Annotated in this window: 21 protein-coding genes; 14 read left to right on the forward strand and 7 right to left on the reverse strand. The window is 70.4% G+C overall.

Annotated features, from left to right (window positions below; genetic code table 11):
* Positions 1-24 precede the first annotated feature (24 nt).
* Complete coding sequence (locus tag ATC03_RS08510; RefSeq protein ID WP_067875581.1) at positions 25-930, forward strand: phosphodiesterase; 906 nt, start codon at positions 25-27, stop codon at positions 928-930.
* A 58-nt stretch (positions 931-988) separates the two neighbouring features.
* Positions 989-1,978, forward strand: a complete 990-nt coding sequence (locus ATC03_RS08515) for a tyrosine recombinase XerC (RefSeq protein ID WP_067875586.1) — start codon at positions 989-991, stop codon at positions 1,976-1,978.
* 30 nt (positions 1,979-2,008) lie between these two features.
* Here the strand turns inward: ATC03_RS08515 and ATC03_RS08520 are convergent, their stop codons facing one another.
* Entirely contained in the window at positions 2,009-2,575 is a 567-nt protein-coding gene (locus tag ATC03_RS08520) for a M23 family metallopeptidase (protein ID WP_227820263.1), read from the reverse strand.
* 271 nt (positions 2,576-2,846) lie between these two features.
* Between ATC03_RS08520 and rpsB the strand changes: the two genes are divergently transcribed.
* The 9 genes from rpsB to ATC03_RS08565 all read left to right on the forward strand — a co-directional run bounded on the left by rpsB (position 2,847) and on the right by ATC03_RS08565 (position 9,578).
* Positions 2,847-3,785: a 30S ribosomal protein S2 gene (gene rpsB / locus ATC03_RS08525; RefSeq protein ID WP_067875589.1), complete on the forward strand. Its 939-nt coding sequence runs from the start codon at positions 2,847-2,849 to the stop codon at positions 3,783-3,785.
* Between the two features lie 39 nt (positions 3,786-3,824).
* The gene (gene tsf / locus ATC03_RS08530; protein ID WP_067875592.1) at positions 3,825-4,649 is read left to right on the forward strand and encodes a translation elongation factor Ts; all 825 of its coding nucleotides are present in this window, start codon (positions 3,825-3,827) and stop codon (positions 4,647-4,649) included.
* Between the two features lie 169 nt (positions 4,650-4,818).
* Positions 4,819-5,550 (forward strand): UMP kinase, encoded by a 732-nt coding sequence (gene pyrH, locus ATC03_RS08535; RefSeq protein ID WP_067875594.1) that lies wholly within the window; start codon positions 4,819-4,821, stop codon positions 5,548-5,550.
* Between the two features lie 31 nt (positions 5,551-5,581).
* Complete coding sequence (gene frr / locus ATC03_RS08540; protein ID WP_067875597.1) at positions 5,582-6,136, forward strand: ribosome recycling factor; 555 nt, start codon at positions 5,582-5,584, stop codon at positions 6,134-6,136.
* 87 nt (positions 6,137-6,223) lie between these two features.
* Positions 6,224-7,129 (forward strand): phosphatidate cytidylyltransferase, encoded by a 906-nt coding sequence (locus tag ATC03_RS08545; protein WP_227820264.1) that lies wholly within the window; start codon positions 6,224-6,226, stop codon positions 7,127-7,129.
* A 20-nt stretch (positions 7,130-7,149) separates the two neighbouring features.
* Entirely contained in the window at positions 7,150-7,704 is a 555-nt protein-coding gene (locus ATC03_RS08550; RefSeq protein ID WP_067875600.1) for a DivIVA domain-containing protein, read from the forward strand.
* Between the two features lie 62 nt (positions 7,705-7,766).
* Complete coding sequence (locus tag ATC03_RS08555; protein ID WP_227820265.1) at positions 7,767-8,423, forward strand: aggregation-promoting factor C-terminal-like domain-containing protein; 657 nt, start codon at positions 7,767-7,769, stop codon at positions 8,421-8,423.
* A 103-nt stretch (positions 8,424-8,526) separates the two neighbouring features.
* On the forward strand, positions 8,527-8,835 hold the full coding sequence (locus tag ATC03_RS08560; RefSeq protein WP_067875606.1) for a hypothetical protein: 309 nt from the start codon (positions 8,527-8,529) through the stop codon (positions 8,833-8,835).
* On the forward strand, positions 8,832-9,578 hold the full coding sequence (locus tag ATC03_RS08565) for an alpha/beta hydrolase (protein WP_067875609.1): 747 nt from the start codon (positions 8,832-8,834) through the stop codon (positions 9,576-9,578). The genes ATC03_RS08560 and ATC03_RS08565 overlap by 4 nt, the downstream gene beginning before the upstream one ends.
* A gap of 61 nt (positions 9,579-9,639) precedes the next feature.
* Here ATC03_RS08565 and ATC03_RS08570 read toward each other — a convergent pair whose 3' ends face one another.
* Both ATC03_RS08570 and ATC03_RS08575 read right to left on the reverse strand, forming a co-directional pair.
* Positions 9,640-10,704 (reverse strand): AI-2E family transporter, encoded by a 1,065-nt coding sequence (locus ATC03_RS08570; RefSeq protein WP_067875612.1) that lies wholly within the window; start codon positions 10,702-10,704, stop codon positions 9,640-9,642.
* A 32-nt stretch (positions 10,705-10,736) separates the two neighbouring features.
* Complete coding sequence (locus ATC03_RS08575; RefSeq protein WP_067875615.1) at positions 10,737-12,353, reverse strand: DivIVA domain-containing protein; 1,617 nt, start codon at positions 12,351-12,353, stop codon at positions 10,737-10,739.
* 214 nt (positions 12,354-12,567) lie between these two features.
* Here ATC03_RS08575 and ATC03_RS08580 point away from each other — a divergent pair, with 214 nt between their 5' ends.
* Both ATC03_RS08580 and ATC03_RS08585 read left to right on the forward strand, forming a co-directional pair.
* Complete coding sequence (locus tag ATC03_RS08580) at positions 12,568-14,574, forward strand: DUF8094 domain-containing protein (RefSeq protein ID WP_067875618.1); 2,007 nt, start codon at positions 12,568-12,570, stop codon at positions 14,572-14,574.
* Positions 14,571-15,521 carry a tetratricopeptide repeat protein gene (locus ATC03_RS08585; RefSeq protein ID WP_067875620.1) on the forward strand — a complete coding sequence of 317 codons (951 nt, stop codon included), beginning with the start codon at positions 14,571-14,573 and terminating at the stop codon, positions 15,519-15,521. The genes ATC03_RS08580 and ATC03_RS08585 overlap by 4 nt, the downstream gene beginning before the upstream one ends.
* A 72-nt stretch (positions 15,522-15,593) precedes the next feature.
* On the opposite strand, the gene glgB is transcribed toward ATC03_RS08585, so the two are convergent.
* On the reverse strand, positions 15,594-17,789 hold the full coding sequence (gene glgB, locus ATC03_RS08590) for a 1,4-alpha-glucan branching protein GlgB (protein WP_227820266.1): 2,196 nt from the start codon (positions 17,787-17,789) through the stop codon (positions 15,594-15,596).
* 4 nt (positions 17,790-17,793) lie between these two features.
* Positions 17,794-19,869 carry a maltotransferase domain-containing protein gene (locus ATC03_RS08595; RefSeq protein WP_084003394.1) on the reverse strand — a complete coding sequence of 692 codons (2,076 nt, stop codon included), beginning with the start codon at positions 19,867-19,869 and terminating at the stop codon, positions 17,794-17,796.
* Positions 19,870-19,898: 29 nt separating this feature from the next.
* Here ATC03_RS08595 and glgP point away from each other — a divergent pair, with 29 nt between their 5' ends.
* A complete protein-coding gene (gene glgP / locus ATC03_RS08600; protein WP_067875625.1) occupies positions 19,899-22,472 on the forward strand; it encodes an alpha-glucan family phosphorylase in 2,574 nt (857 codons plus the stop codon).
* A gap of 76 nt (positions 22,473-22,548) precedes the next feature.
* On the opposite strand, the gene ybaK is transcribed toward glgP, so the two are convergent.
* A complete protein-coding gene (ybaK, locus tag ATC03_RS08605) occupies positions 22,549-23,046 on the reverse strand; it encodes a Cys-tRNA(Pro) deacylase (protein WP_067875628.1) in 498 nt (165 codons plus the stop codon).
* The gene (glgX, locus tag ATC03_RS08610; RefSeq protein WP_067875631.1) at positions 23,046-25,214 is read right to left on the reverse strand and encodes a glycogen debranching protein GlgX; all 2,169 of its coding nucleotides are present in this window, start codon (positions 25,212-25,214) and stop codon (positions 23,046-23,048) included. Before glgX ends, ybaK begins: the two co-directional genes overlap by 1 nt.
* Positions 25,215-25,219: the final 5 nt, after the last annotated feature.

Genomic DNA, 25,219 nt, shown 5'->3' on the forward strand with positions numbered 1-25,219 from the left:
GTAGGCTTTCGCACGGAGGTGCGCATGGGAGTACGGCTCGGCAGATATCCGGCGGCGCGGCAGGTCATCGCCCATCTCAGCGACACGCACCTGCTCGATGGCGGTGCCCCGCTCGGTGGTCGGGCCGACACGGTCTCGGCGCTCGAACAGACCGTCTTCCAGCTCTCGCGGCTCGGCACCACGCTGGACGTGATCGTCGTCACCGGCGATGTCGCCGATCTCGGTGAGGCCGATGCCTACCGGCGGGTGCGTGCCGTCCTCGAGCCGCTCGCCGACGCGGCCGATGCCGAGCTCGTGTGGGTCATGGGCAACCACGACGTGCGCGACGCGTTCCGCGTCGGCCTGCTCGACGAAGCGCCGGCCGGCGACGCACCCGTCAACCGCGTGATCGACGTCGGCGGCCTGCGCATCATCGCGCTCGACTCGACCGTTCCGGGGTACCACCACGGTTCGCTCGACGACACCACCCTCGCCTGGCTCGCGGCGGTGCTCGCGACGCCCGCCTTGCAGGGAACCGTGCTCGCACTGCATCACGCGCCGATCCCGACGCCGATCGCCCTCATGGACGTGCTCGAGCTCCGAGGTCAGGACGGGTTCGCCGACGTCATCCGCGGCAGTGATGTGCGACTCATCCTCGGCGGACACCTGCACTACCCGACGAACGGGGCGTTCGCCGGCGTGCCCGTCGCGGTGGCCGGCGCGACGGCCTACACGATGGACGTGTCGGCGCCGGAACGCGAGCTCGTCGGCATCGACGGCGGGCGCTCGTTCAACCTCGTCCACGTCTTCGACGCCGACGTCGTCACGTCGACCGTTCCGGTGGGCGCCCACCCGGTGATCGCCGGGTTCGGCGCACCCTTCCTCGCCGAGATCGAGTCGCTCGGCCCGGCCGAACGGCTCGAGCGCTTCTCGCGGAAGCCCGCGTCCTGATCCGGCATGCGGGCGCGCCGCGGAGCCGGTTCGTCCTCGTGGAGAGCAGGCTGAGGCTGTGAATGGTCTCGACGCCGCGCTCGCGGACTACCTCGCGCACGTGAAGACGGAGCGCGGGTACTCGGAGCACACGGTCAGCGCCTACGGCGCGGATCTCGCCGACCTCGTCACCTTTGCCGAGTCGCGCGGAGTTCAGGGCGTCGACGGCATCGATCTCGCGCTGCTGCGGGACTGGTTGTGGGTCGCCACCGAGCGAGACCTCGCCCGGGCCAGCATCGCCCGACGCGCGGCATCCGCTCGGGGGTTCACGTCGTGGTTGGCCCGTCGTGGGGTCGTCGCGGGCGACCAGGGTGCCCGCCTCAAGGCTCCGCGAGCGCTGCGCACCCTGCCGCGGGTGGTGCCGCAGAACGCCCTCGAGTCCGCCATCGAGCGTCTCGCCGCACGAGCGGCCGACGGCGATCCGGTCGCCGAACGGGATGTCGCGATCATCGAACTGCTCTACGCCTCGGCGCTGCGCGTCTCCGAACTCGTCGGCCTCGACGTGCCGGACATCGATCGGGAGCGTCGCGTGGTGCGGGTCATGGGCAAGGGATCGAAGGAGCGGGTCGTGCCGTACGGGGCTCCGGCCGCGAGGGCGATCGATCGATACCTCGAGCACGCGCGCCCGGCCATCTCTGCCTCGGCGGCCGAGCGCCGCGCGGCGACGCAGGAGATCGATGCGAACGGCGCGTCCGTCGACGGCGTGCGCGGCACTCGCTCGACATCGCCGACCGCGGCCGTCTTCCTCGGGGTGCGTGGCGCGCGCATGGGCGTGCGCAGCGTGCATCGCCTCGTCGCCGACATGCTCGCCGACATCCCCGGCACGGGACCGAGCGGGCCGCACGCCCTGCGGCACACGGCGGCCACGCACCTCCTCGACGGCGGTGCCGACCTGCGCGCGGTTCAGGAGTTCCTCGGCCATGCGAGCCTCGGGACGACGCAGATCTACACCCACGTGTCCGCCGAGCGGCTGAAGCAGAGCTACCGGACCGCGCATCCGAGGGCCTGAGTCGAACGCGGTCTGCCCGCCCTCTCACGGTCACGACGGAAGCAGCACGGCCCACGGCACCCCGCCGAGGTAGAGGAGCGGCGACACGTACTCGCCGTGCAGACGAACGCCCAGGTGCACGCACCGGTCGTCGCAGTGCCCGCCGGAGCCGACCGCGCCCAACTCCGCGCCCGCCGCGACGGACGCTCCTTCGATCGCGGTCGCCACCACGGGTTCCAGCGAGCTCACCAGCCCGGCGCCGTGATCGATCGAGACGACGGGCCGGCCGGCGACCATGCCGACGAACGACACGACGCCGTCGGCAGGGGCGAGAGCGGGCTCGCCGGCCGATGCCCGGAGGTCGATGCCGCGGTGCCCGGCGGCGTACGGCGTCGGAGGTGCTCGAAACGGCGCAACCACGCGGATGGGCGGTGACGCGGGCCAGATCCAGTGATCGTGCACGACGAGTCCGTCGGCCGATGCCGGCGCTCCGAGCGAGATCGGGATCGTGACGGCGAACGCCACGGCCGTCGCGATCCGAATCCCCGACTTCGAAGAGCGGCGCAGCCGATCGATCGCAGATCGGCGCTTCGAGGATTCGCGCGGGAGCATCGTCATGCGGCCATGCTCGCCGACCGATCAGGCTGCGCGACGGCGGGCCGCGGCATCCGGAGCCGTTGCGCGCGCCGACGTGTTGGGGAGGATCGGTGCCCGGTGATAGACTTCCGGGAGCACCCCGCGCGTCGGGGTGACTACGCGTGCCATTTCGGCAGACGACTCCACTCGGTCCGACTTCAGCTCTCACGGGCAGAAGACGGCGGAGCCGTGCCGGGCACCAGGGCTCCGACCGTCGGTCGGTGCGTCAACTGAGAACAAAGGAGTACGGCTCATGGCCGTCGTCACCATCCGCCAGCTGCTCGACAGCGGCGTGCACTTCGGGCACCAGACCCGCCGTTGGAACCCGAAGATGAAGCGCTTCATCTTCACCGAGCGTTCCGGCATCTACATCATCGACCTGCAGCAGTCGCTCGCCTTCATCGACAAGGCGTATGACTTCGTCCGCGAGACGGTCGCCCACGGCGGCACCGTCCTCTTCGTCGGCACGAAGAAGCAGGCCCAGGAGTCCATCGCCGAGCAGGCGACCCGCGTGGGCCAGCCCTACGTCAACCAGCGTTGGCTCGGTGGCCTCCTCACCAACTTCCAGACGGTCTCCAAGCGCCTCGCGCGCATGAAGGAGCTCGAGGAGCTCGACTTCGAGGGCACCACGAGCGGCTTCACCAAGAAGGAGCTCCTCATCAAGAAGCGGGAGCTCGACAAGCTGCACAAGTCGCTCGGCGGCATCCGCAACCTGACGAAGACCCCGTCGGCGCTCTGGGTGGTCGACACCAAGAAGGAGCACCTCGCGATCGACGAGGCCAAGAAGCTCGGCATCCCCGTCATCGGCATCCTCGACACCAACTGCGACCCCGACGAGGTCCAGTACCCGATCCCGGGCAACGACGACGCGATCCGTTCCGTCGCACTGCTGACGCGCATCATCGCCGACGCTGCGGCCGAGGGCCTCATCGAGCGCCACCAGAAGCCCGAAGAGGCCGGCAACGTCTCGGCCGTCGAGCCGCTCGCCGAGTGGGAGCAGGAGCTCCTCCAGGCCGGCACGACGCCGGAGCAGGCTTCGGCCGAGACCGAGAAGGTCGCCGAGACCGAGGCCGAGGCCAAGGTCGAGGCCGCCGAGGTCGTCGCCGAGGCCGAGGCCGCTGAGGTCGTCGCCGAGGTCGAGGTCGTCGCCGAGGCTGAGGCCGAGGTCGCGTCCGAGGCTGCAGCCGAGTAATTCAGCCGCTCCACTTCAACTCAAAGGAGAATGCCGGAAATGGCAATCAGCATCGCCGACATCAAGGCCCTGCGCGAGCAGCTCGGCACGGGCATGGTCGACACGAAGAAGGCGCTCGAGGAAGCCGATGGCGACCTCGAGAAGGCCACTGAGATCCTCCGCCTCAAGGGTGCGAAGGGCAACGCGAAGCGTGCCGACCGCTCCACCAGCGAGGGCCTCGTCGCGGCCAAGGAGTCGCCCGCGGGCTACACCCTGATCCAGCTCGCGTGCGAGACCGACTTCGTGGCCAAGAACGACAAGTTCGTCGCCCTCTCGGAGCGCGTCCTCGACGCGGTCGCCGCTGCCGGTGCCGCCGACGTCGACGCCGCGCTCGCGGCGCCGCTCGACGGCAAGACCGTCGGCGAGGTCATCGACGAGCAGGCCGCAATCCTCGGCGAGAAGGTCGCGCTCACGCACGCCGTCACGCTGTCGGGCGACCAGTTCGCGGTCTACCTGCACAAGACCTCGAAGGACCTCCCGCCGCAGATCGGCGTGGTCGTGTCCTACTCGGGCGAAGACGCGGAGACCGCTCGTGCGATCGCGCAGCACATCGCGATGTTCGACCCCACGTACCTGACTCGCGACGAGGTCCCGGCCGACGTCGTCGAGAAGGAGCGCGAGATCGTCACCGAGATCAGCCGCAACGAGGGCAAGCCCGAGGCGGCCCTGCCGAAGATCATCGATGGTCGTCTGACCTCGTTCTTCAAGCAGGTCGCCCTGCTCGAGCAGGACTACGCTCGCGACAACAAGCAGCAGGTCCAGAAGGTTCTGGCCGACGCCGGCATCACGGTGTCGTCGTTCGCCCGCTTCAAGGCCACGGCGTAAGTCGTTGTGAAGGAGTCCGGATCGCATCGCGACCCGGGCTCCTTTGCTGTGTCCGGACCTCTCCGGACCTCCGACGAGGGGACTCGTCGCGGAAAGACCCACGATCCGGCGCTGCGCCGAGCCGCGGGAACCACTAACTTTGACTCCCAAGGGGAAGGAACGGCCGGGGATGACGGAACGTAGACGCAGGGTCATGCTCAAGCTCTCGGGCGAGGCGTTCGGCGGAGGTTCGCTCGGCGTGAACCCCGACGTGGTGAGCGCGCTCGCACGCGAGATCGCAGATGCGGCACGCACGGTCGAGATCGCGATCGTCGTCGGCGGCGGAAACTTCTTCCGCGGTGCGGAACTCTCGCAGCGCGGCATGGATCGCGGTCGTGCCGACTACATGGGCATGCTCGGCACGGTCATGAACTCGCTCGCCCTCCAGGACTTCCTCGAGCAGGCCGGCGCCGAGACCCGCGTGCAGTCGGCGATCTCGATGACGCAGGTCGCCGAGCCCTACATCCCACGCCGCGCGGAGCGTCACCTCGAGAAGGGCCGCGTCGTGATCTTCGGCGCCGGCGCGGGCCTCCCGTACTTCTCGACCGATACGGTCGCCGCCCAGCGCGCGCTCGAGATCGACGCCGAGGTCGTGCTGGTCGCGAAGAACGGCGTCGACGGCGTCTACTCCGACGACCCCCGAACCAACCCGGATGCGCACAAGATCGATCGCATCACCTACCAGGAGGCGCTGCAGCGCGGACTCAAGGTCGTGGACTCGACGGCGTTCAGCCTGTGCATGGACAACGGCATGCCCATGCAGGTGTTCGGCATGGAACCGGGCGGCAACGTCACCGCGGCGATCCTCGGCGCCGACCTCGGCACGATCGTCAGCAACAGCGAGTCGTCGACGACTCGATAGACTGTACAGAGCAGCGAACGAAGGAGCCCCCGTGATCGCGGATGTACTGTCCGATGCCAATGCACGCATGCAGAAGGCGGTCGAGGTCGCCAAAGACGACTTCGCGTCGGTCCGCACCGGCCGTGCCAATCCCCAGCTCTTCCAGAAGATCCTGGTGAGCTACTACGGCACCCCGACGCCGCTCGCCCAGCTGGCGTCGCTGGCGAACCCCGAAGCCCGCACGCTCGTCGTGACGCCCTACGACAAGAGCGCGATCCGCGACATCGAGCAGGCGATCCGCGACACCCCGAATCTCGGTGCGAACCCCTCCAACGATGGCAACATCGTGCGCGTCACGCTCCCCGAGCTGACCGAGGAACGTCGTCGCGAATTCGTGAAGATCGTCAAGGCGAAGGGCGAAGACGCCAAGGTCTCCGTGCGCAACATCCGTCGCAAGGCGAAGGACGACCTCGATGCGCTGAAGGGCGAGGTCGGAGACGACGAGGTCGCGCGCGGCGAGAAGGAACTCGAGCAGGTCACCAAGTCGAACGTCGACGCGATCGACGACGCGCTCAAGCGCAAGGAAGCCGAACTCCTCGAGGTCTGAGGGAAGACCATGTCGGGCGTCCCTGAACACGACGAAGCGGACGCCGCAGGGCGGGACCGCAACGCTCGTGACGAATTCCGATCCCAGGTGCATGCCAAGCGGGTCGACATCGAGCGGCAGTTCGAGGCGTCGAAGGCGCAGTTCGATCAGGCGCAGGAGAAGATCAACGCCCGCACCGGCCGGAATCTGATCGTTGCGACCCTCATCGGGCTGGGGTTCGGCGGCGCACTGCTCCTGAGCCTCCTGGTGATCAAGGAGCTGTTCCTGGTCTTCGCGGTCGCCCTCGTGGCGTTCGCGAGCTACGAACTGGCTCAGGCACTCCGCAAGGGTCGCTTCAACGTCCCGCGGATCCCGACGGTGGTCGCGGCGGTCGCCGTCGTGCCGTTCGCCTATTTCGGCGGTGCGGGCGGGCAGGTCATCGCGGTCCTCGTCGGCATCGCGTTCGTCTCCGCGTGGCGGCTCTGCGAGCAGCTGTCGGCGAGCCGGCGCACTTCGGGCCGAATGCTGATCCGAGACCTCGGCGCGAGTGCGTTCGTACAGGGCTACGTCACGTTCCTCGCGACGTTCGCCGTGGTGCTGACCGCGGCCGACGGCGGCGAATGGTGGACGCTCGCCTTCGTGATCGTCGCGATCTCGGCCGACACCGGTGCGTATGCTTCCGGCCTCGCCTTCGGCAAGCACCCGATGGCGCCCGTCATCAGCCCGAAGAAGACGTGGGAGGGCTTCGCCGGGGGAGCGCTGGCGAGCGTGATCGCCGGCGTGCTGCTCTCGCTCTTCATGCTCGACAACACCTGGTGGTTCGGGCTCATCTTCGGTGTCGCGATCTTCCTCACGGCGACCCTCGGCGATCTCGCCGAGTCGCTCGTGAAGCGCGACCTCGGCATCAAGGACATGAGTTCCTGGCTTCCGGGCCACGGCGGATTCCTCGATCGCCTCGACTCGATCCTGCCGTCTGCGGCGGTCGCGTTCGTGGCGTTCCGCATCTTCGGGTGAAGCTCGGAGATAATGGGTCGGTGGATTCGACTTTCCCCCGCACCCGAAAGCCTCAGCGCGGATACAACCCCGTCCAGGTCGACGAGTTCCTGCAGGTAGCGCGCCGCGCGTACGACGGCTCGCCCCTGCCGTCCGATCCGCCCCTGAACTCCGAGCGCATCCGACTCACCGCGTTCGCGCTGCAGAAGGGCGGCTACGTCACTGCCGACGTCGACGCGGCGATGGAACGTCTCGAAGACGCCTTCGCCATCGAGGAACGCCAGGTCGCCGCGCGCCTCCACGGCGACGAGGTGTGGCTCGCCGAGGCGCGCACGACCGCGCAGGTGATCTCCAATCGGCTTGCCCGGTCCGAGGGGCACCGGTTCGACCGCATGAGCCCGCTCGCCCTCGGATATCGGGTGCGCGACGTCGACAAGTTCGCCGAGAAGCTCACTCGGTACTTCCGCGACGGTTGGCCGATCTCCATCGACGACGTCCGCAGCGTCGTGTTCACGACGCAGCGCGGAGGGTACCGGGAATCGCAGGTCGACCTCGTGCTCGATGCCGTCGTCGATGTGATGCAGGCCGTCCGCTGAGCGGGCCGATGCGCGGACGGCGTTCGCTCCAGCGAACCGACCTCCGATACACTCGTCAAATTGTGGGCAGGCATACAGGCATCGAGCAGGGCGCAACGCCCGCGAACCCCGCTCGTGCGACGGCCGGCACCCGCAGCGCGCTCAAGCAGGGCGTCACGGTGGTCTTCGCATTCTGCGCGGCCCTGGGGTTCGTCGGCATCAACCTGGTCGATCCCAATGCCGGAGCTACGGCCACCACCGACCGCGTGAGCGCGGACCGGTTCGGAGGAGCCGAGATCCAGGAACTCCAGGTCGACGGCGAGTACACGATCGATGCGTCTCGCGAGAGCTACGTCGTCGAGGTGAAGCCGGCGAAGGTCGAACCCGCGTCCACGAGCGCCTCGAGCGGCTGGGCGCCCCCCGCGGTGACGCCGGACCCGGGCTCGGCGCAGGCGTACGCCGCGACCGCGGTGGCGGCGCGAGGCTGGGCTCCGACCGAGTTCGACTGCCTCGTCGCGCTCTGGAGCAAGGAATCGGGCTGGCGGGTCAACGCCTACAACGCCGGCAGTGGCGCGTACGGCATTCCGCAGGCGCTCCCCGGCTCGAAGATGGCCTCCGCCGGGGCCGACTGGGAGACGAACGCGGCGACGCAGGTCGAATGGGGTCTGGGCTACGTGCAGGGCCGCTACGGCACGCCCTGCGGCGCGTGGGCGCACTCCCAGTCGAGCGGCTGGTACTGAGCCCGCTCGGTTCGGTTGCTTGACCGCGCCCGTCGGCAGCGTCGTTCGCTGAGGCCGACCGTTCGCACGTTCGATGGCGACATCCGCCCGTAGACTTGTGCGCATGCCGCGCTCGAACCGTTCCCATGGTCGCGCCGCGAAGGCTCGCGAACCGCACCCCGAACTCGACGTCGACCGGCTGAGCGCCGGGTGGCGCCGCACCGAATCGCGCGACGGCCGGGAATGGAACGTGCAGCCCGTCTCCGAGGCGCAGGCCGTGAAGCACTACGTCTGCCCGGCCTGCGGCCTCGACGTCGCGCCGGGTGTGGCGCACCTCGTGGTCTGGCGTGCCGACGGCGTGCTCGGCGATGCGGCCGATCTCGCGGGTCGGCGGCACTGGCATCAGCACTGTTGGAGGATCGGAACCAGATGAGCACTCCCGAACCGGCGTCGGTCGAGATCCGGGCCGCAGTCGAACTGCCGGCGATCCGCGAGGAGGTCCGCCTGCACACGGCCGACGGGCTCACCCTGGTCGGCGAGCTCGCGACGCCGGTGGGCGGTGCCCCGGTCGCGACGCTCGTCACGCTGCATCCGCTGCCCACCGCCGGCGGGTTCATGGACTCGCACATCATCCGCAAGGCCGCTGCGAGGCTGCCGGCCCTCGCGAACCTCGCCGTGCTGCGGTTCAACACGCGGGGTACGACCTCCCCCCGCGGGACGAGCGACGGATCGTTCGGCGAGGGCCTGTCCGAGCGCGAGGACGTCGCGGCCGCGATGGCGTTCGTCGCCCAGCGCGGGCTGCCGAACCCGTGGCTCGTCGGCTGGTCGTTCGGCACCGAGCTGGCGCTCAAGTACGGCCTCGAGCACGACATCGCCGGAGCCGTCCTGCTCTCGCCACCGCTGCACCGCACGTCGGTCGACGAGTTGCGCCGCTGGAACGAGGTCTCGGTTCCCGTCGTCGCGCTGATCCCGGAATTCGACGACTTCCTCCGACCGGATGCCGCGGCCGAACGGTTCTCGGTCGCGCCGCGGATCACCCGGATCGACGTCGAGGGCGGCAAGCACCTGTGGGTGGGGGAGAGCCAGACGCGTCGCGTGCTCGACGAGATCGTCGCCGCGGTGAATCCGTCGGCGCTGCCCCTGCCGACGACCTGGCCGCCTGCCGACGCCGTGTGACGCGCCGCTGACGCGAATCGCGCCAGCACCGGGACCATCCCGGATGTCTGGTGGCGTGCCCTCAGAGCTCGTTCTGGCGCGGGATGACGACCTGTTTGATGATGAGCAGGAACGACGCGGCGACCGGGATCGCGACGAGGGCGCCGAGCAGCCCGAGCAGGGTTCCACCGGCGAGGGCGGCGATCACGACGAGGGCGCCCGGCACCCGCACGGCGCGGTTCATGATGCGCGGGCTCAGCACGTATGCCTCGACCTGCATGTAGATCAGGTAGTAGATCGCCGCGACGAGCGCGGTGAGCGGCGAACCCAGACCCGGGATCAGGCACACGAGCACGATGATGACGGACGCGGAGAGCGTGCCGACGAGCGGCACGAGCGAGAACACGAACGCGAGGAACGCCAGCACGGCGGGGAACGGCGCCTGGATGATCGACAGGAAGACGAAGCTCGCGACGCCGTTGCAGGCCGCGAGGCTCGCCTGTCCGAGCACGTATCGACCGACGGACTGCGTGATCTGCTCGGTGAGATCGGCGAATCGGGCGCGCTTGGAGGCCGGCACCAGTTGGTATGCGGTGTGCTTCATCGCGCTCAGGGAGGCCGAGAAGTACAGCGTCAGGATGAACACGATCACGACGGCGAAGATGCCGGCGCCCAGGGCGATCGCGACCTGTAGCACTCCGCCGGCGAGTTCGCTGAGCTTCTCGGGGTTGGTGAAGAAGTCGGTGATCGAGGCCGTGACCTGGCGGGTGATGTCGTCGATCGGCACCTGCGGGAACTGCTGGGAGAGCTCCTCGACCCAATCGGTGGACTGCACGCGGATCGCGATCGCCGGGATCTCCTCGACGAGTTGCCCGACCTGGTCGATGACGATCGGCACCACCGCGAGCGCGAGGGCCGCGACGAGCAGTCCCACCCCCGTCATGACGATGAGGATGGACGCCCAACGAGGAAGCCCTCGGCGCTCGAGCCAGCCGATGGCGGGCTCGAGGCCGAGGGCCAGGAAGAGGGCGGCGCCGACGTAGGTCAGCACGGTCGACAGGCTCGCGATCGACGCGAGGATGACGACGCCGACGCCGACGCCGAGCGTGCCGGCGAGGCCGATGCGGAACGCGTTCTGGATCTTCATCGAACCTCGCCGGCTTCGCGACTGACGGTGGACTAGCCGCGGCTGGCCGCGGCGACCTGCTCGGCCTGCGTGAGCACGCCGCGAAGGCTCTCGAAGTAGCCGGCCACGGCGTCGCGCTCGATCTTGATCTGCGACAGGCGGTCTTCGGCGTCGGCGACGAGCGCACGCGTGCGCTCCTCGCCGTCGGCGATGAGCTTGCGGGCCTGCGTGTGCGCGGCCGCGATGCGCTCGCGCGCCTCTTCGTCGGCCTTGTCGCGCAGCTTCGCGATGTCGCCGCGGACCTCGGTCTCGAGTCGGTCGGCCTCGGCGCGGCTCTCGGCCGTGCGTGCGGTCGCCTCGGCGAGCTCGGTGTTCGCGTCCTCGAGGAACTTCTGCGTCTGGGAGGTCGCCTCCTGGTGGCTGGCGAGCAGCTCCTGCTCGGCCTCGTCGCGCTTCGTGGCGAGTTCGGCTTCGAGGTCGAGGTGGGCCTTCTCGATCTCGCGACGCATGCGATTGACCTCGTGCGTGGTCTTCTTGCGCATCGACGTGAGCTGGTTGTCGAGGTCGATGCGCGACTGCTCGGACTCGGCGTCGAAGTCGGCGCGAGCCTGCTCCTGCTCGAGCGCGAGGTCGGCGCGCATCTGCTCGAGGTCGGCCGCGTGCTTGGCGCGCAGACGGTCGAGCTCGCTCTGCAGCTTGACGCGGGCCAGTTCGGCCTCGCGGGTGAGGTCGACGCTCGTCTGCTCGCGCTGCTGCTCGAGTTCGGCGCGGCTCGCGGCGAGTTCCCGCTCGAGGTCGGTGCGCTGCTGCTCGAGCTCGTGCACGAGTGCCGCGCGACGCTCGGTGACCTCGGCCTCGAGGGCGGCGCGTCCTTCTGCGGTCTCGCGCTCGAGGTCGATGCGCGACTGCTCGGTCTCGGACGCGAGGTCGATGCGGGCCTGCTCGGTCTCCTTCGCGAGCTCGGCGCGGGCTCGGTCGAGCTCGATCGCGACCTCGGCGCGGGTCTGCTCGGTCTCCTGCGTGAGGCCGGCGGCCGTGGCGCGGGCCTCGGATGCCTCGTTGTTGGCCGAGACCAGGATCTCGGACGCCTTGCGCTCGGCGCCGGCGACGGCGGCGGACGCGTCGCGCTTGCCGCTCGAGCGGAGGTCGGCGGCCTCGGTTGCCGCCGCACCGCGGATCGCCGCGGCATCCCGAGCAGCGTCGTTGCGCAGCTGCTCGCTGGACTCGTGCGCACGCGAGACCATGTCGTCGGCCTCCGAGCGGGCGTTCTCGAGCAGACGGGCGGCCTGCGAGCGGGCCTCGGTGAGGGTGCGCTCGGCGAGCTCGTTCGCGTCGGAGCGAAGCAGGTGCACCTCGTCTTCGGCGGCGCGACGGAGCTTCTCGGCGTCGATGTCGGCCTGGGCGATGAGTCGCGTGGACTGCTCCTCGGCGACGCGCAGGGTGTTCTCGAGCTTGGTGCCGAGGCCCGAGAAGGTCGGGCTGCCGACCTCTTCGAGCTCTGCGCTCAGCTCTTCGATGCGCGCGAGCAGGCGCTTGTTCTCCTTCGACTGCTCGGTCAGGTTGTTGTTCGCGGTGATGACGTCACGACGAAGCCCGTTGATCGACTTGTCGACCTCGTCCTTGTCGTATCCGCGGAACACCTGCGTGAACTCGGTCTCTTCGACGGCCAATTCTTCCTCCGGGCTCTGTCCCGCGTTCGTGGGGGCTCGTGCGGGATTCAACGATTCTACGGGTGCTCGTGGCGCGCTCGCGTACAGGTCGGCGACGGTGACGCGGCGAGACGCGCCGAGCCGTCCTCCATCACGGCGGAGGCGACTCACAGGCTGATGTCGGTAGGCTTGGATGTCTTTGTTCAATGCCGCCCGGAGCGGTACCGGAGGTAACGTGCGATTCGTCTTCGCCATCCTGGCGTTCGCCGCCGCCGCAGTGATGATCGGTTTCGGCGTCGCGCAGCGCACGGTGTTCCTCGAACCCGATCGCGTCTCGCTGACGTCCACGACCGAATCGGATGCCGCCTACGTCGTCGTCGAGCCGGGAGCGCTGGCCGCGCATCCGGGCAAGCAGACGCTGACCGCGGCCGGAACCGACCTGGTCTTCCTCGCCTACGGGCGGCTGAGCGACGTCGAGTCGTGGATCGGGGATGCGCCGTACGTCTCGGTGACCCACGACGCCAAGACCGACGAACTGGTCGCGACCGACTCGCGCGAGGTCGAGGACGACGGCGCCGACGATGGCACCGACGGCGAGGCGGACTCCGGCGACGGCACGGCCGACGACGGCGAGGAGGCGACGACCGACGCGACCTCGCGCCCGTCGCCGAGCGTGACCCCGGCTCCGACGGCCGAGCCGACCCCGGCGACCGGCGATGCCCCCGCCACCGCGCCCGCCACCGACGAGCCGCTCGAAGCCGACCCGGCGAACTCGCCGGTCGGTTCGGACCTCTGGCTCGACGAACTCTCGGGGGAGCGCACCGTGACGACGACGATCGACGTGCCCGACGACATCGCCGTGCTGATCGCCTCCGACGGCACGAATCCGGCGCCGTCGCGACTCACGCTCACCTGGCCGCTCGACAACGCGACGCCGTGGGCCGGCCCGCTGCTGCTCGGCGGCGGCATCCTCTTCCTCGTGGGCATCGCCCTCGTGATCTCCGGCTTCCTGCACCATCGCCGTTCGCGTGGCCCGCGCCGCAACCTGCCGAAGGGCCGGGCCGGCAGCGGGCCGAAGCCGGCCGAGCTCCGCCGCGGGCCGATCGGCGGCGGACGCCGCGCGATCGGTCGATCGAAGCGCGTCGCGCTCGTGCCGGTGCTGCTCCTGCCCGCGCTCGCGCTCACGGCGTGCTCTCCCGACTACTGGCCGAGCTTCGACCAACCCCCGGCCACGACTGCGCCGGCCACCACCGCGCCCCCCGTCGAACCCGCGCCGACCGACGACCCCGATGCCGATGAACCGGTGCCCGAAACGCTCGTGCCCGCGGTGACCGTGCCGCAGATGGAGCGCATCATGGCCCGCGTCGCGGAGAGCGCGGCGACGGCCGATCAGGCGCTCGACGGCGACCTCGCCGACGAGCGGTTCGCGGGGCCCGCGCTCGAGGCCCGGCGCGCGAACTACGCGATCCGCAAGACCCTTCCCGACCAGCCGGGGCCCGTGCCCGTTCCGGCGACCGCTCCGACGCTGATCCTGCCGCAGCAGGTGGCCGGGTGGCCGGCGACCGGCCGCACGGTGCTCGTCATCGAGCGCGCGTCCGACGATCCGACGGTGGCGCCGACGGCGATGTACCTGCAGCAGGCGTCCCCGCGCGAGAACTACAAGGTCGTCTACGCGATGGCGCTCGCGCCCGACGCCGACGTGCCAGAGGTGGCTCCGGCGAGCATCGGCGCCCCGCTGATCTCTCCGGAGTTCAAGGGCCTCCTGATGCAGCCGAACCAGGTCGCGGCCGCCTATGCCGACGTGCTGCTGAAGGGCGACGAGTCCGCCTACGCGGCGATGTTCGATCCCACGGGCGATCTGCTGCGCGAGCAGCTCGGCGTCGCCGGGCAGCAGTCGATCAGGGCCGAGCTCCAGGTCGCCTCCCCGACGGCGGACATCGCGTTCTCGAACGTGGTCGGCGACGGACCGACCATCGCGCTCGCCACGAACGACTCGGGTGCGCTCGTGACCGCCACGATCGAGCAGACCGAGAAGGTGACGCCGAACGACGGTGGAACCATCGGGTTCCAGGAGGGTGCGCCCGGCGCCGCCCTCTCGGGCTTCACCGGCAAGAGCGCGAAGGGCGTGCAGCGCATCATCGGCATCCAGATGGTGTTCTACGTTCCCGCCGTCGGCTCAGACGAACAGATCCGACTCCTCGGGTGGTCCGAGGGCCTCGTCGGCGCATCGGAGGTACCGTGACCGACTCCACCCCGCACGCCGCGCTTCGCGGCGCCGTCGACCTCTCCTCGCTCGTGCAGCGCCCGCCGCAGGGCGGCGCGCCCGCGGGTTCGGCGCCCGCAGCCCCCGCGCCGGGTGAGGTCGTCTTCGCGACCGACGACCAGGGGTTCCCGGCCGCGCTCGAGCTCTCGCGCACGGTCCCGGTCGTCGTGGCCGTCTGGGGTTCGTGGAGCGAACCCTCGGTGGAGCTGGTCGCCTCGCTCGACCGGCTCGTACGTGCCCGCTCGGGACGGCTCGTGCTCGCGACGGCCGACGCCGACCGCAGCCCGCAGCTCGTGCAGGCGTTCCAGGTGCAGTCCGTGCCGACGGTCGTGGCCGTCGTCGCGGGCCAGCCCGTGCCGCTCTTCGCCGGCGTCCAGCCCGACGACGTGATCGACCAGGTCTTCGACCAGTTGCTCGAGCTCGCCTCGCAGCACGGCGTGACGGGCTCGGTCGAGGTGACGGATGCCGCGGGCGACCAGGATGCCGACGCGCAGGCGCCGGTCGAGCCGCCGCTGCCGCCGCTGCACCAGGAGGCGTACGACGCGATCGAGCGGGGCGACTTCGACACCGCGGCTGCGACGTACCGCAAGGCCATCGCACAGGACCCGCGCGACCACATGGCGGTTGCCGGCCTCGCGCAGGCGAACCTGCTGGGCCGCCTCAGCGGCAAGACGCTCGACGCGATCCGGAATGCGGCGGCGTCGAACCCCGACGACCTGTCGGCGCAGCTCGACGTGGCCGACCTCGACCTGTCGGGCGGGCACGTCGACGACGCCTTCGATCGACTGCTCACGCTGTTCCCGAAGCTCGATGCCGACCAGAAGAAGCTCGTGCGCGAGCGCCTGGTCGAGCTGTTCGAGGTCGTCGGCACCGAGGACCCGCGCGTCGCGGTCGCCCGTCGACGCCTCACCAACCTGTTGTTCTGATCGGGTCCGCCCAGACGGGCGCACCGCCGGAACGCCCCTCGGGCCCCGCCGATCGGCGGGGCCCGAGGCGTCTCATTCGAGCGTGAACCAGACGGCGCCGAGCGGTGGCAGCGTGAATTCGGCCGAGGCCGGTCGGCCGGCCCAGGGCGTCGCCGTGGCGTCCACCCCGCCGAGGTTCCCGACGCCGGAGCCGCCCCACTGCTCGGCATCCGAGTTCAGGATCTCGCGCCAGCGGCCCGTGACGGGCAGCCCGAGTCGGACGTGCTCGTGCGGCACGCCCGCGAAGTTCACGATGCAGAGCAGCGGTCGGTGTTCGCGGTCGTAGCGCAGGAACGCGACGACGTTCAGGTGCGAGGCACCGCCCTCGATCCACTCGAAGCCCGCGGAGTCGTCGTCGAGCTGCCAGAGCGCGGCCTGTTCGCGATAGGTGCGGTTGAGGGCACCCACGAACTCGGCGAGCTGCTTGTGGCTGGGCTGCTCGAGGATCCACCAGTCGAGACCCCGCTCCTCGCTCCACTCGGAGAGCTGGCCGAACTCCTGACCCATGAAGAGCAGCTGCTTGCCGGGGTGCGCCCACATGAACGAGAGGTAGGCGCGCACGTTCGCCAGCTGCTGCCAGTGGTCGCCCGGCATCTTGCGGACGAGCGAGCCCTTGCCGTGCACGACCTCGTCGTGGCTGATCGGCAGCACGAAGTGCTCGCTGAACGCGTAGAGGAACGAGAAGGTGAGGTCGTGATGGTGGTGCGAGCGGTACATCGGGTCTTTCGAGATGTACTGCAGGGTGTCGTGCATCCAGCCCATGTTCCACTTGTAGCCGAAGCCGAGACCGCCGCTGGACGTGGCCGCGGTCACCCCGGGGAACGACGTCGACTCCTCGGCGATCATCACGACGCCCGGGTTGCGCTTGTACGCGGTCGCCGTCGCCTCCTGGAGGAACCCGATGGCCTCGAGATGCTCGCGTCCGCCGTGGATGTTCGGTTCCCATTCGCCGTCGGCGCGCGAGTAGTCGAGGTAGATCATGGAGGCCACGGCGTCGACGCGGAGGCCGTCGATGTGCATCTCCTCGAGCCAGAACAGGGCGTTCGCGACGAGGAAGTTGCGCACGCGCGGGTTGCCGAAGTCGAAGACGTAGGTGCCCCAGTCCTTCTGCTCGCCGCGGCGGGGGTCGGGGTGCTCGTAGAGCGCCTCGCCGTCGAAGCGGGCGAGCGCCCACTCGTCTTTCGGGAAGTGGCCCGGCACCCAGTCCATGATCACGCCGTAGCCCGCCTGGTGCAGGCGATCGATCAGGTACTTGAGGTCGTCGGGGGAGCCGAATCGGCTCGTGACGGCGTAGTAGCCGGTGACCTGGTAGCCCCAGGACCCTCCGAAGGGATGCTCCGCGAGGGGCATGAACTCCACGTGCGTGTAGCCCAGCCAGCCCAGGTACTCGATGAGCTCGTCGGCGACATCGCGGTACGAACGTCCTGGGCGCCACGAACCGAAGTGCATCTCGTAGATGCTCATGGGGGATTCGTGCACGTTGGTGCGGGTCCGCCGCGACATCCATTCGCCGTCGCCCCACTCGTGCGAGGTGGTCGACACGATCGAGCCCGTCGCGGGCGCGATCTCGGCCTGCCTCGCCATCGGGTCGGCCTTCATGATCCACTCGCCCGATGCGGTGCGGATCTCGAACTTGTACGTGGAGCCCGCCTCGACGTCGGGAACGAACAGTTCCCAGACGCCCGACGACCCCATGCTGCGCATGGCGTGCGTCGTGCCGTCCCAGCGGTTGAACCCGCCGACCACGCGAACGGCCTGCGCACGCGGCGCCCAGACCGTGAACGACGTGCCGGTCACGGCGCCGGTGATGCCCCAGTGCTCGCGGTGATGGGCGCCGAGCACGCGCCAGAGCTCCTCGTGGCGACCCTCGCCGATGAGGTGCAGGTCGAGCTCGCCGATGCTCGGCGCGAAGCGGTACGGCTCGTCGCTCGTCCAGTCGTCCTCGCCGTAGACGGCGCGGATCAGGTAGTCGCGCGGGACGCCGTCGGCGACGCCGGCCCAGACGCCGTGCCCGATGTGCGCGAGCGGCAGCGCGGGCGCGTCGGCGAAGACCGCCTCGACCGCGTCGGCGAGCGGCCTGAGCGTCCGGATCGCGGTGGCCGCGGCATCCGCCCGCCCCGGATCGACCGGGACCGGGTGCTGCCCCAGCACCGAATGCGGGTCGGCGTACCGGCCCTCGGCGACGGCCAGCAGCACGTCGTCGGCGACGGAGGGGCCCGTCTGCGGCATCCGGTCAGGCATTGGGCACCCGCACGACGTGCAGCACGTGGGCCGGGCGCGTGAACGCATCGAGGCGCACGTAGTTCGCGTCGCCCCACTCCCAGCGGTGTCCCGTGACGAGGTCTTCGACGGTGAAGCGCGCGCCCGGCGCGAGGCCGATGGACTCGAGGTCGAGGTGCACGGTGGTCTCCCTCACGGAATGCGGGTCCACGTTCGCGATGACGATGATCGTGTCGTCGACGCCATCGGGCGTGAAACGGCCCTCGAGATGCTTCGAGTAGACGACCACCGCATCGTCGTCGCTGGTGTGGAACCGGATGTTGCGCAGCTGCCCGAGCGCGGGGTGAGCGGAACGGATGCCGTTCAGGATGCCGAGGTACAGCCCGAGCGAGCGGCCCTCGGCCTCCGCTGCGGCGAAGTCGCGCGGCTTGTACTCGAACTTCTCGTTGTCGATGGCCTCTTCGGCGCCCGGGCGGGCGACGGACTCGAAGAGCTCGAAGCCCGAGTAGACGCCCCAGTTGGGCGCGGCGGTCGCGGCGATCGTCGCGCGCACCGTGAACGCGGCCGGCCCGCCGAACTGGAGGTACTCGGTGAGGATGTCGGGAGTGTTCACGAACAGGTTCGGGCGCATGAAGTCGGCAGTCTGCTGCGACACGCTCGTGAGGAACTCCTCGAGCTCCTCCTTCGTGTTGCGCCACGTGAAGTACGAGTAGGACTGCTGGAACCCGACCATCGCGAGCGCCTGCATCATCGACGGGCGGGTGAACGCCTCGGCGAGGAAGACGACGTCGGGGTCGGTCGCGTTGATCGCCCCGATGAGCCGCTCCCAGAACGCGAGCGGCTTGGTGTGCGGGTTGTCGACGCGGAAGATGCGCACGCCCTGCTTCATCCAGTGGCGCACGATGCGCTCGACCTCGACGAAGATGCCCTCGGGGTCGAGGTCGAAGTTCACCGGGTAGATGTCCTGGTACTTCTTCGGCGGGTTCTCGGCGAAGCGGATGCTGCCGTCGGGCAGCACCGTGAACCACTCGGGGTGCTCGGCCACCCAGGGGTGATCGGGGGAGGCCTGCAGCGCGAGGTCGAGCGCGACCTCGATGCCGAGCGCGTTCGCGCGCCGGACGAAGGCGCGGAAGTCGGCCAGCGTGCCGAGGTCGGGGTGCACGGCATCGTGGCCGCCCGGCGCGCCGTCGGCACCGGGGCCGCCGATCGCCCAGGGGGAGCCGGGGTCGCCCGGCGCGGGGTCGAGCGTGTTGTTCGGCCCCTTGCGGTTCGTCACGCCGATCGGGTGGATCGGCGGCAGGTAGAGCACGTCGAAGCCCATGGCCGCGACGCCGTCGAGCCGCTTGATCGCGGAGCGGAACGTGCCCGACTTCCAGACGCCGTTCCTCTGGCGTCGCGCGCCCTCGGAGCGCGGGAAGAACTCGTACCACGAGCCGACGCCCGCTCGCCGGCGCTCGACGAGGATCGTGTGCTCGTCGGAGTCGCTCGCGAGCAGGGCGAGCGGCCGGGTGTCGAACTCGCTGAACGCGTCGTCGTCGATCAGCGCGCGACGCGTCGAGACGGATGCCGCGGGGTCGCGCAGGTGCGCGGCGATCGCCGTCAGGCGCTTGCGGGCGGGGGCGGGGCGCGACCGGTCGGCGACGGCCCGGTCGAGCAGGCGCGCACCGATCTCGAACATGAGCTCGACGTCGACCCCGGCATCGATCTTCAGGGCGGCGTCGTGGAGCCAGGTGCCGATCTCGTCGTCGAAGCCCGTGACGAACCAGTGCCATTCGCCGACCTCGTCGAGCATGACCTCGGCCTGCCACCGGTCGGTGCCCGGCGCGATGAGCGTCATGCGCTCGCGCCGCTCGACGCCGGAGGGCGCGGTGATCACGAGCATCGCGCCGACCTGGTCGTGGCCTTCGCGGAACACGTTCGCCCGGAAGGGCACGACCTCGCCGTCGAACGCCTTCGGGTGCCATCGGTCGTCGGGCGCTGCGGGGGAGAGCCGGGTGACGGGGATACGTCCGGCGCGAACGGTACGGGTGCTCACGTGAACGACCGTAGCGCGGAATGCGTCCGCAGGGGTGCCCCCACGTTCACACATTCGACACGGACGGGACGTAGGTTGGTGGCGTGAAGCCGATTCGCAAGTTCACCGTCCGAGCCGTCGTCCCCGCCCCGCTCTCCGCGCTCGAGGAGCTGGCCGCCAACCTCCGCTGGTCATGGCACGAGCCGACGCGCCGATTGTTCGAGGCCATCGATCCCGGGCTCTGGCGAGCGTCGAACCGCGACCCGGTCACGCTGCTCGGCGAGGTCGCGCCCGAGCGACTCGAGGAGTTGGCCGCCGACGGCGGCTACGTCGAGTGGGCCGAGCGCGAACGCGCCGGACTCCGCGAATACCTCGGCGAGCCGCGCTGGTTCCAGTCGCTCGGCGCCGAGGTGCCGCGCACGATCGCCTACTTCTCGCCGGAGTTCGGCATCACGGCCGCCCTGCCGCAGTACTCTGGCGGCCTCGGCATCCTCGCGGGCGACCACCTGAAGGCGGCCTCCGATCTCGGGGTGCCGCTCATCGGGGTCGGCCTGTTCTACAAGGCCGGCTACTTCTCGCAGTCGATCACCGACGACGGCTGGCAGCAGGAGCGCTACCCGGTGCTCGACCCCGACGGCCTGCCGCTGTCGATGCTGCGGCACCCCGACGGCTCGCCCGTGCAGATCACGCTCGCGCTCCCCGACGACGCCGAGCTGCACGCCCGGGTCTGGACGGCGGCCGTCGGCCGCATCCCACTGCTCATGCTCGATACCGACATCCCGTCGAACTCCGACGCGCTGCGTTCGGTCACCGACCGGCTCTACGGCGGCGGGGGCGAGCACCGCCTGCTGCAGGAGCTGCTCCTCGGCGTCGGCGGTGCTCGGGCCGTGAAGCTCTACACCGAACTCGCGTCCCGCCCAGCGCCCGACGTGTTCCACATGAACGAGGGGCACGCCGGGTTCCTCGGCCTCGAGCGCATCTCGACGCACATCGGCGAGGGGCTCTCGTTCGCCGAGGCGCTGCAGCTCGTGCGCGCCGGCACGGTGTTCACGACGCACACGCCCGTGCCCGCCGGCATCGACCGATTCGACCGCGGACTCGTCGAGCGCTACCTCACGTCGTCGCTGCTGCCCGGCGTCGAACTCGACGACGCGCTCGCGCTCGGCGTCGAGCCCGGAGCCGACCCGGCGACGAGCGCCTTCAACATGGCCGTCATGGGACTGCGCCTCGCGCAGCATGCGAACGGCGTGTCGAAGCTGCACGGCGAGGTCAGCAGGCGCATGTTCGGCGACCTCTGGCCCGGGTTCGACACCGAGGAGGTGCCGATCACGTCGATCACGAACGGCGTGCACGCCCCCACGTGGACCGACCCGGCTCTCGTCGCGCTCGCCGAGGAGCGGCTCGGCACGGGCGACACCGAGCACGCCGACTGGCGCAGCGGCGCGGTCTCCGACGGCGAGTTCTGGGGCGTCAAGCGCGGCATGCGCCTGCAGCTCGTCGAGGACGCCAGGCGACGCCTCGCGGCGGCATGGAGCGAGCAGCACGCGGGCGCCCAGCCGCCGAAGTGGGTCGGCCGCGTGCTCGACCCCGACACGCTGACCGTCGGTTTCGCCAGGCGCGTGCCGACGTACAAGCGCCTCACGCTCATGCTGCAGGACCCCGAGCGTCTGAAGTCGATCCTCACGAACCCCGATCGCCCGGTGCAGTTCGTGATCGCCGGAAAGTCGCACCCGGCCGACGACGAGGGCAAGCGCCTCATCCAGAAGCTCGTGCAGTTCGCCGCCCAGCCCGAGCTGCGCGAGCGCATCGTGTTCCTGCCCGACTACGACATGGGCATGGCCGAGCTGCTCTACCCGGGCTGCGACGTGTGGCTGAACAATCCGCTCCGCCCGCTCGAGGCGTGCGGCACCTCGGGCATGAAGGCCGCCATGAACGGCGCGCTGAACCTGTCGATCCTCGACGGCTGGTGGGCCGAGTACGAGGGCGAGGACTACGGCTGGGTCATTCCGTCGGCGGATGCCGCGGGCGACGCCGGCGAGCGCGACGCGCTCGAGGCGGCATCCCTCTACGAACTGCTCGAGCACCGGGTCGCGACCCGCTACTACGAGCGCGACCACGACGGCGTGCCCGTGGAGTGGGTACGGCGCGTACGCACGACGCTCAGCGTGCTCGCGCCTGAGCTCGGCGCCGACCGCATGGTCAGGCAGTACGTCGAGGAGCTCTACCGCCCCGCCGCAGAGCAGGCCGAGCGCGTCGCCGCCGACAACGACCGCGGGGCGAAGGAACTCGCGGCGTACGCCGACCGGGTGCGCGAGGCCTGGCCCCGCGTGCAGGTGCAGCATGTCGAGTCCGGCGGCGTGGAGGCCCCGCACGTCGGCGACGAACTGCAGCTCCGGGCGCACGTCGACCTCGGCGGGCTCTCGGTCGACGACGTCACGGTCGAGGCCGTCCACGGGCGCAGCCGCTCCGACGAGCGCATCGAGCACGCGATGCTGACCCCGCTGACGCCGGCGATCAGCGGAACGGATGCCGGAACCGGCGCCGCGGGTCCGCAGCTGTACACCGGCACGATCGTGCTCGCCCGCGCCGGGTCGTTCGGCTACACGGTGCGGGTCGTGCCGCGGCATCCGCTGCTCGTCTCCTCCGCTGAGCTCGGACTCGTCGCGGTCGCCGGCTGAGCCTCGGCCAGCCGAACCCGGTGCGGCGGCGTCTGACGGACGACGCCGCACCGCATCGGTCGGCGCGACCTAGGGGTCAGCGGGTCCGGGCGATGGGCGCGTATCGGCCGCCGGTGACGGCCAGGAGGTCGTCGGGCGCGAGCTCGAGGTCGAGCCCCCTCCGCCCGCCTGAGACGTAGACGGCCTCGTGGAGGATCGCGGACTCGTCGAGCACGGTCGGCAGCGGGGTCTTCTGCCCGATCGGACTGATGCCGCCCACGACGTAGCCGGTCTTCCGTTCGGCGACGGCGGGGTCCGCCATCTCGGCGCGCTTGCCGCCGAGCGCCTGCGCGAGCGACTTGAGGTCGAGCAGCATCGCGACGGGCACGATCGCGACGGCGAGCGAGCCGTCGACCGATGCGAGCAGCGTCTTGAAGACGCGCTCGGGATCGAGCCCGAGCTTCTCGGCGGCCTCGAGCCCGTAGGCGGCCGCGCGGGGGTCGTGCTCGTACGCGTGCGCGTGGAACGCGACGCCGGCCCGGGTGAGCGCGAGGGTCGCGGGCGTGCCGGCTGCGGCATCCGACCGCTTGGCCATCAGCCGCTGATCCGGGCGTCGGCGACCGGGTCGTCGGCAGCCGGGGGGTCGATGACGGCCCTCGCGTCGGACGCCGCGCTCGAGGCCTCGCCGAGCGCCCGGTAGAGCAGCATCGACTGCGGCGGCACGCCCACGCGTTCGCCGGGCAGGTGCTCGCTCGACTCGGTCACCGGGTGCTCGTCGGAGGAGTCCCACAGCAGCATGTAGCCCGTGACGCCGTCGTGCTCGGGCAGCACGACCTCGGCCGGCGTCTCGTGCGCGTGCACGACGAGCAGGATGCGGTTGAACTCCTCGACCTCGGGGGTCGACGCGGCGAGGTACTGCAGCGTGCGCTCGGCGGGGTCGTTCCAGTCGTCGATGGTCATGGTCTCGCCGTCGGTGTTGTACCAGTCCATCTGCGATGCGCTCGGCGTGGTCTCGCCGAACACGCCGAAGCGCACGGGTCGGATCGCGGGGTTGTCGCGACGCAGGTGCACCAGGCGACGGGCGGTGGCCTCGAGGCCCGCATCGCGATCCTCGGCGCTCCACGACAGCCAGGTGAGGTCGGAGTCCTGGCAGTACGCGTTGTTGTTGCCGCGCTGGCTGCGTCCGTACTCGTCGCCGGCGGTGAGCATGGGCACGCCGGCCGACAGCAGCAGCGTGCCGAGCAGGTTCCGGATGCTGCGCCGTCGCGCCGAGAGCACCTCGGCGTCGTCGGTCTCGCCCTCGACCCCGTGGTTGTACGAGTTGTTGCCGTCGGTGCCGTCGCGGTTCTGCTCGCCGTTGCCGAGGTTGTGCTTGACGTCGTACGCGGTGAGGTCGGCGAGCGTGAACCCGTCGTGCGCGGTGATGAAGTTCAGGCTCGCGAGCGGTCCGCGTTCGAGGCTGAACGTGTTCGACGAGCCGGCGAGCCGTGTGGCGAACCGGCCGATGCCGCTGCCGGCGTCGCCGGTCTCACGCTCACGGCGCAGGTCGCCCAGCCAGAAGTCGCGCATGCGGTCGCGGTAGCGGTCGTTCCACTCGATGAATCCGCGCGGGAAGTTGCCGGTCTGCCAGCCGCCGGGGCCGACGTCCCACGGCTCGGCGATGAGCTTCGTGGCGCCGATCACGGGGTCGGCGAGCATCGCCTGCAGCAGGGGGTGGTCGGGCGTGTAGGCGCCGTGGTCGTCTCGTCCGAGGGTCGCGGCGAGGTCGAGACGGAACCCGTCGACCTGCAGTTCGTCGGCGAACGCGCGCATCGAGTCGAGCACAAGGCGCGAGGGCTCGTCGCGACCGAAGTCGAGCGTGTTGCCGCATCCGGTCGTGTCGACGTAGCGACCGTGGGCGTCGTGGCGGTAGTACGACGCGTTGTCGATGCCGCGGAACGAGTAGGTCGGCCCTTCGCGGCCCTCTTCGGCGGTGTGGTTGTAGACCACGTCGAGCACGACCTCGAGGCCGGCCGCGTGGAGGCTGCGGACCATCTCGGCGAACTCGCGCCGCACCGCCGCCGCGCCCTTCGCACGGGCGGCGGCGGTCGCGTACGGCGCGTGCGGCGCGAAGAAGCCGAGTGTGTTGTAGCCCCAGTAGTTCGTGCGCCCCTGGCGCTTCAGGCGGTGCTCCGAGAGGAACGCGTGCACGGGCAGCAGTTCGATCGTCGTGACGCCGAGCCCGGTGAGGTACTCGAGCGACGCCTCGTGCCCGAGGCCGGCGTACGTGCCGCGCAGCGCCTCCGGCACGGCCGGGTTGAGCTTGGAGAAGCCTCGCACGTGGGCCTCGTAGACCACCGTGTGGTCGAGGGGGACCGCGGGCTTCGCGACGCCGTTCCACGAGAACCGCTCCTCGCCGTCGGCCGCGGCCGCCTCGGTCACCGGGTCGAGGGCGACGCCGTGCCACGAGCCGCCGCCGACGGCCGCGAGGCCGCGCGCGTAGGGGTCGAGCAGGGTCTGCGCCGGGTTGAACGCGTGCTCGACCCCCGTGGGGCCGTCGACGCGGAACCCGTAGCGCGCGCCGTGCACGAGCGCCGACGAGAAGCCCTGCCACACACCGTGCTCGTCGCGCGCGAGGTCGACGCGATCGGTCGCCCAGCCCGCGTCGGAGCGATCGAACACCTCGAGCTCGATCGACGTCGCGTTCGCCGACCACACTCGGACCGTGCCGCCGTCGGCGCCGGTTCGGACGCCGAGGTCGTGCAGGGGATCGCTCTCAGACATGCGTT

Origin of the sequence: Agromyces aureus (assembly GCF_001660485.1) — a bacterium.
Lineage (GTDB): Bacteria > Actinomycetota > Actinomycetes > Actinomycetales > Microbacteriaceae > Agromyces > Agromyces aureus.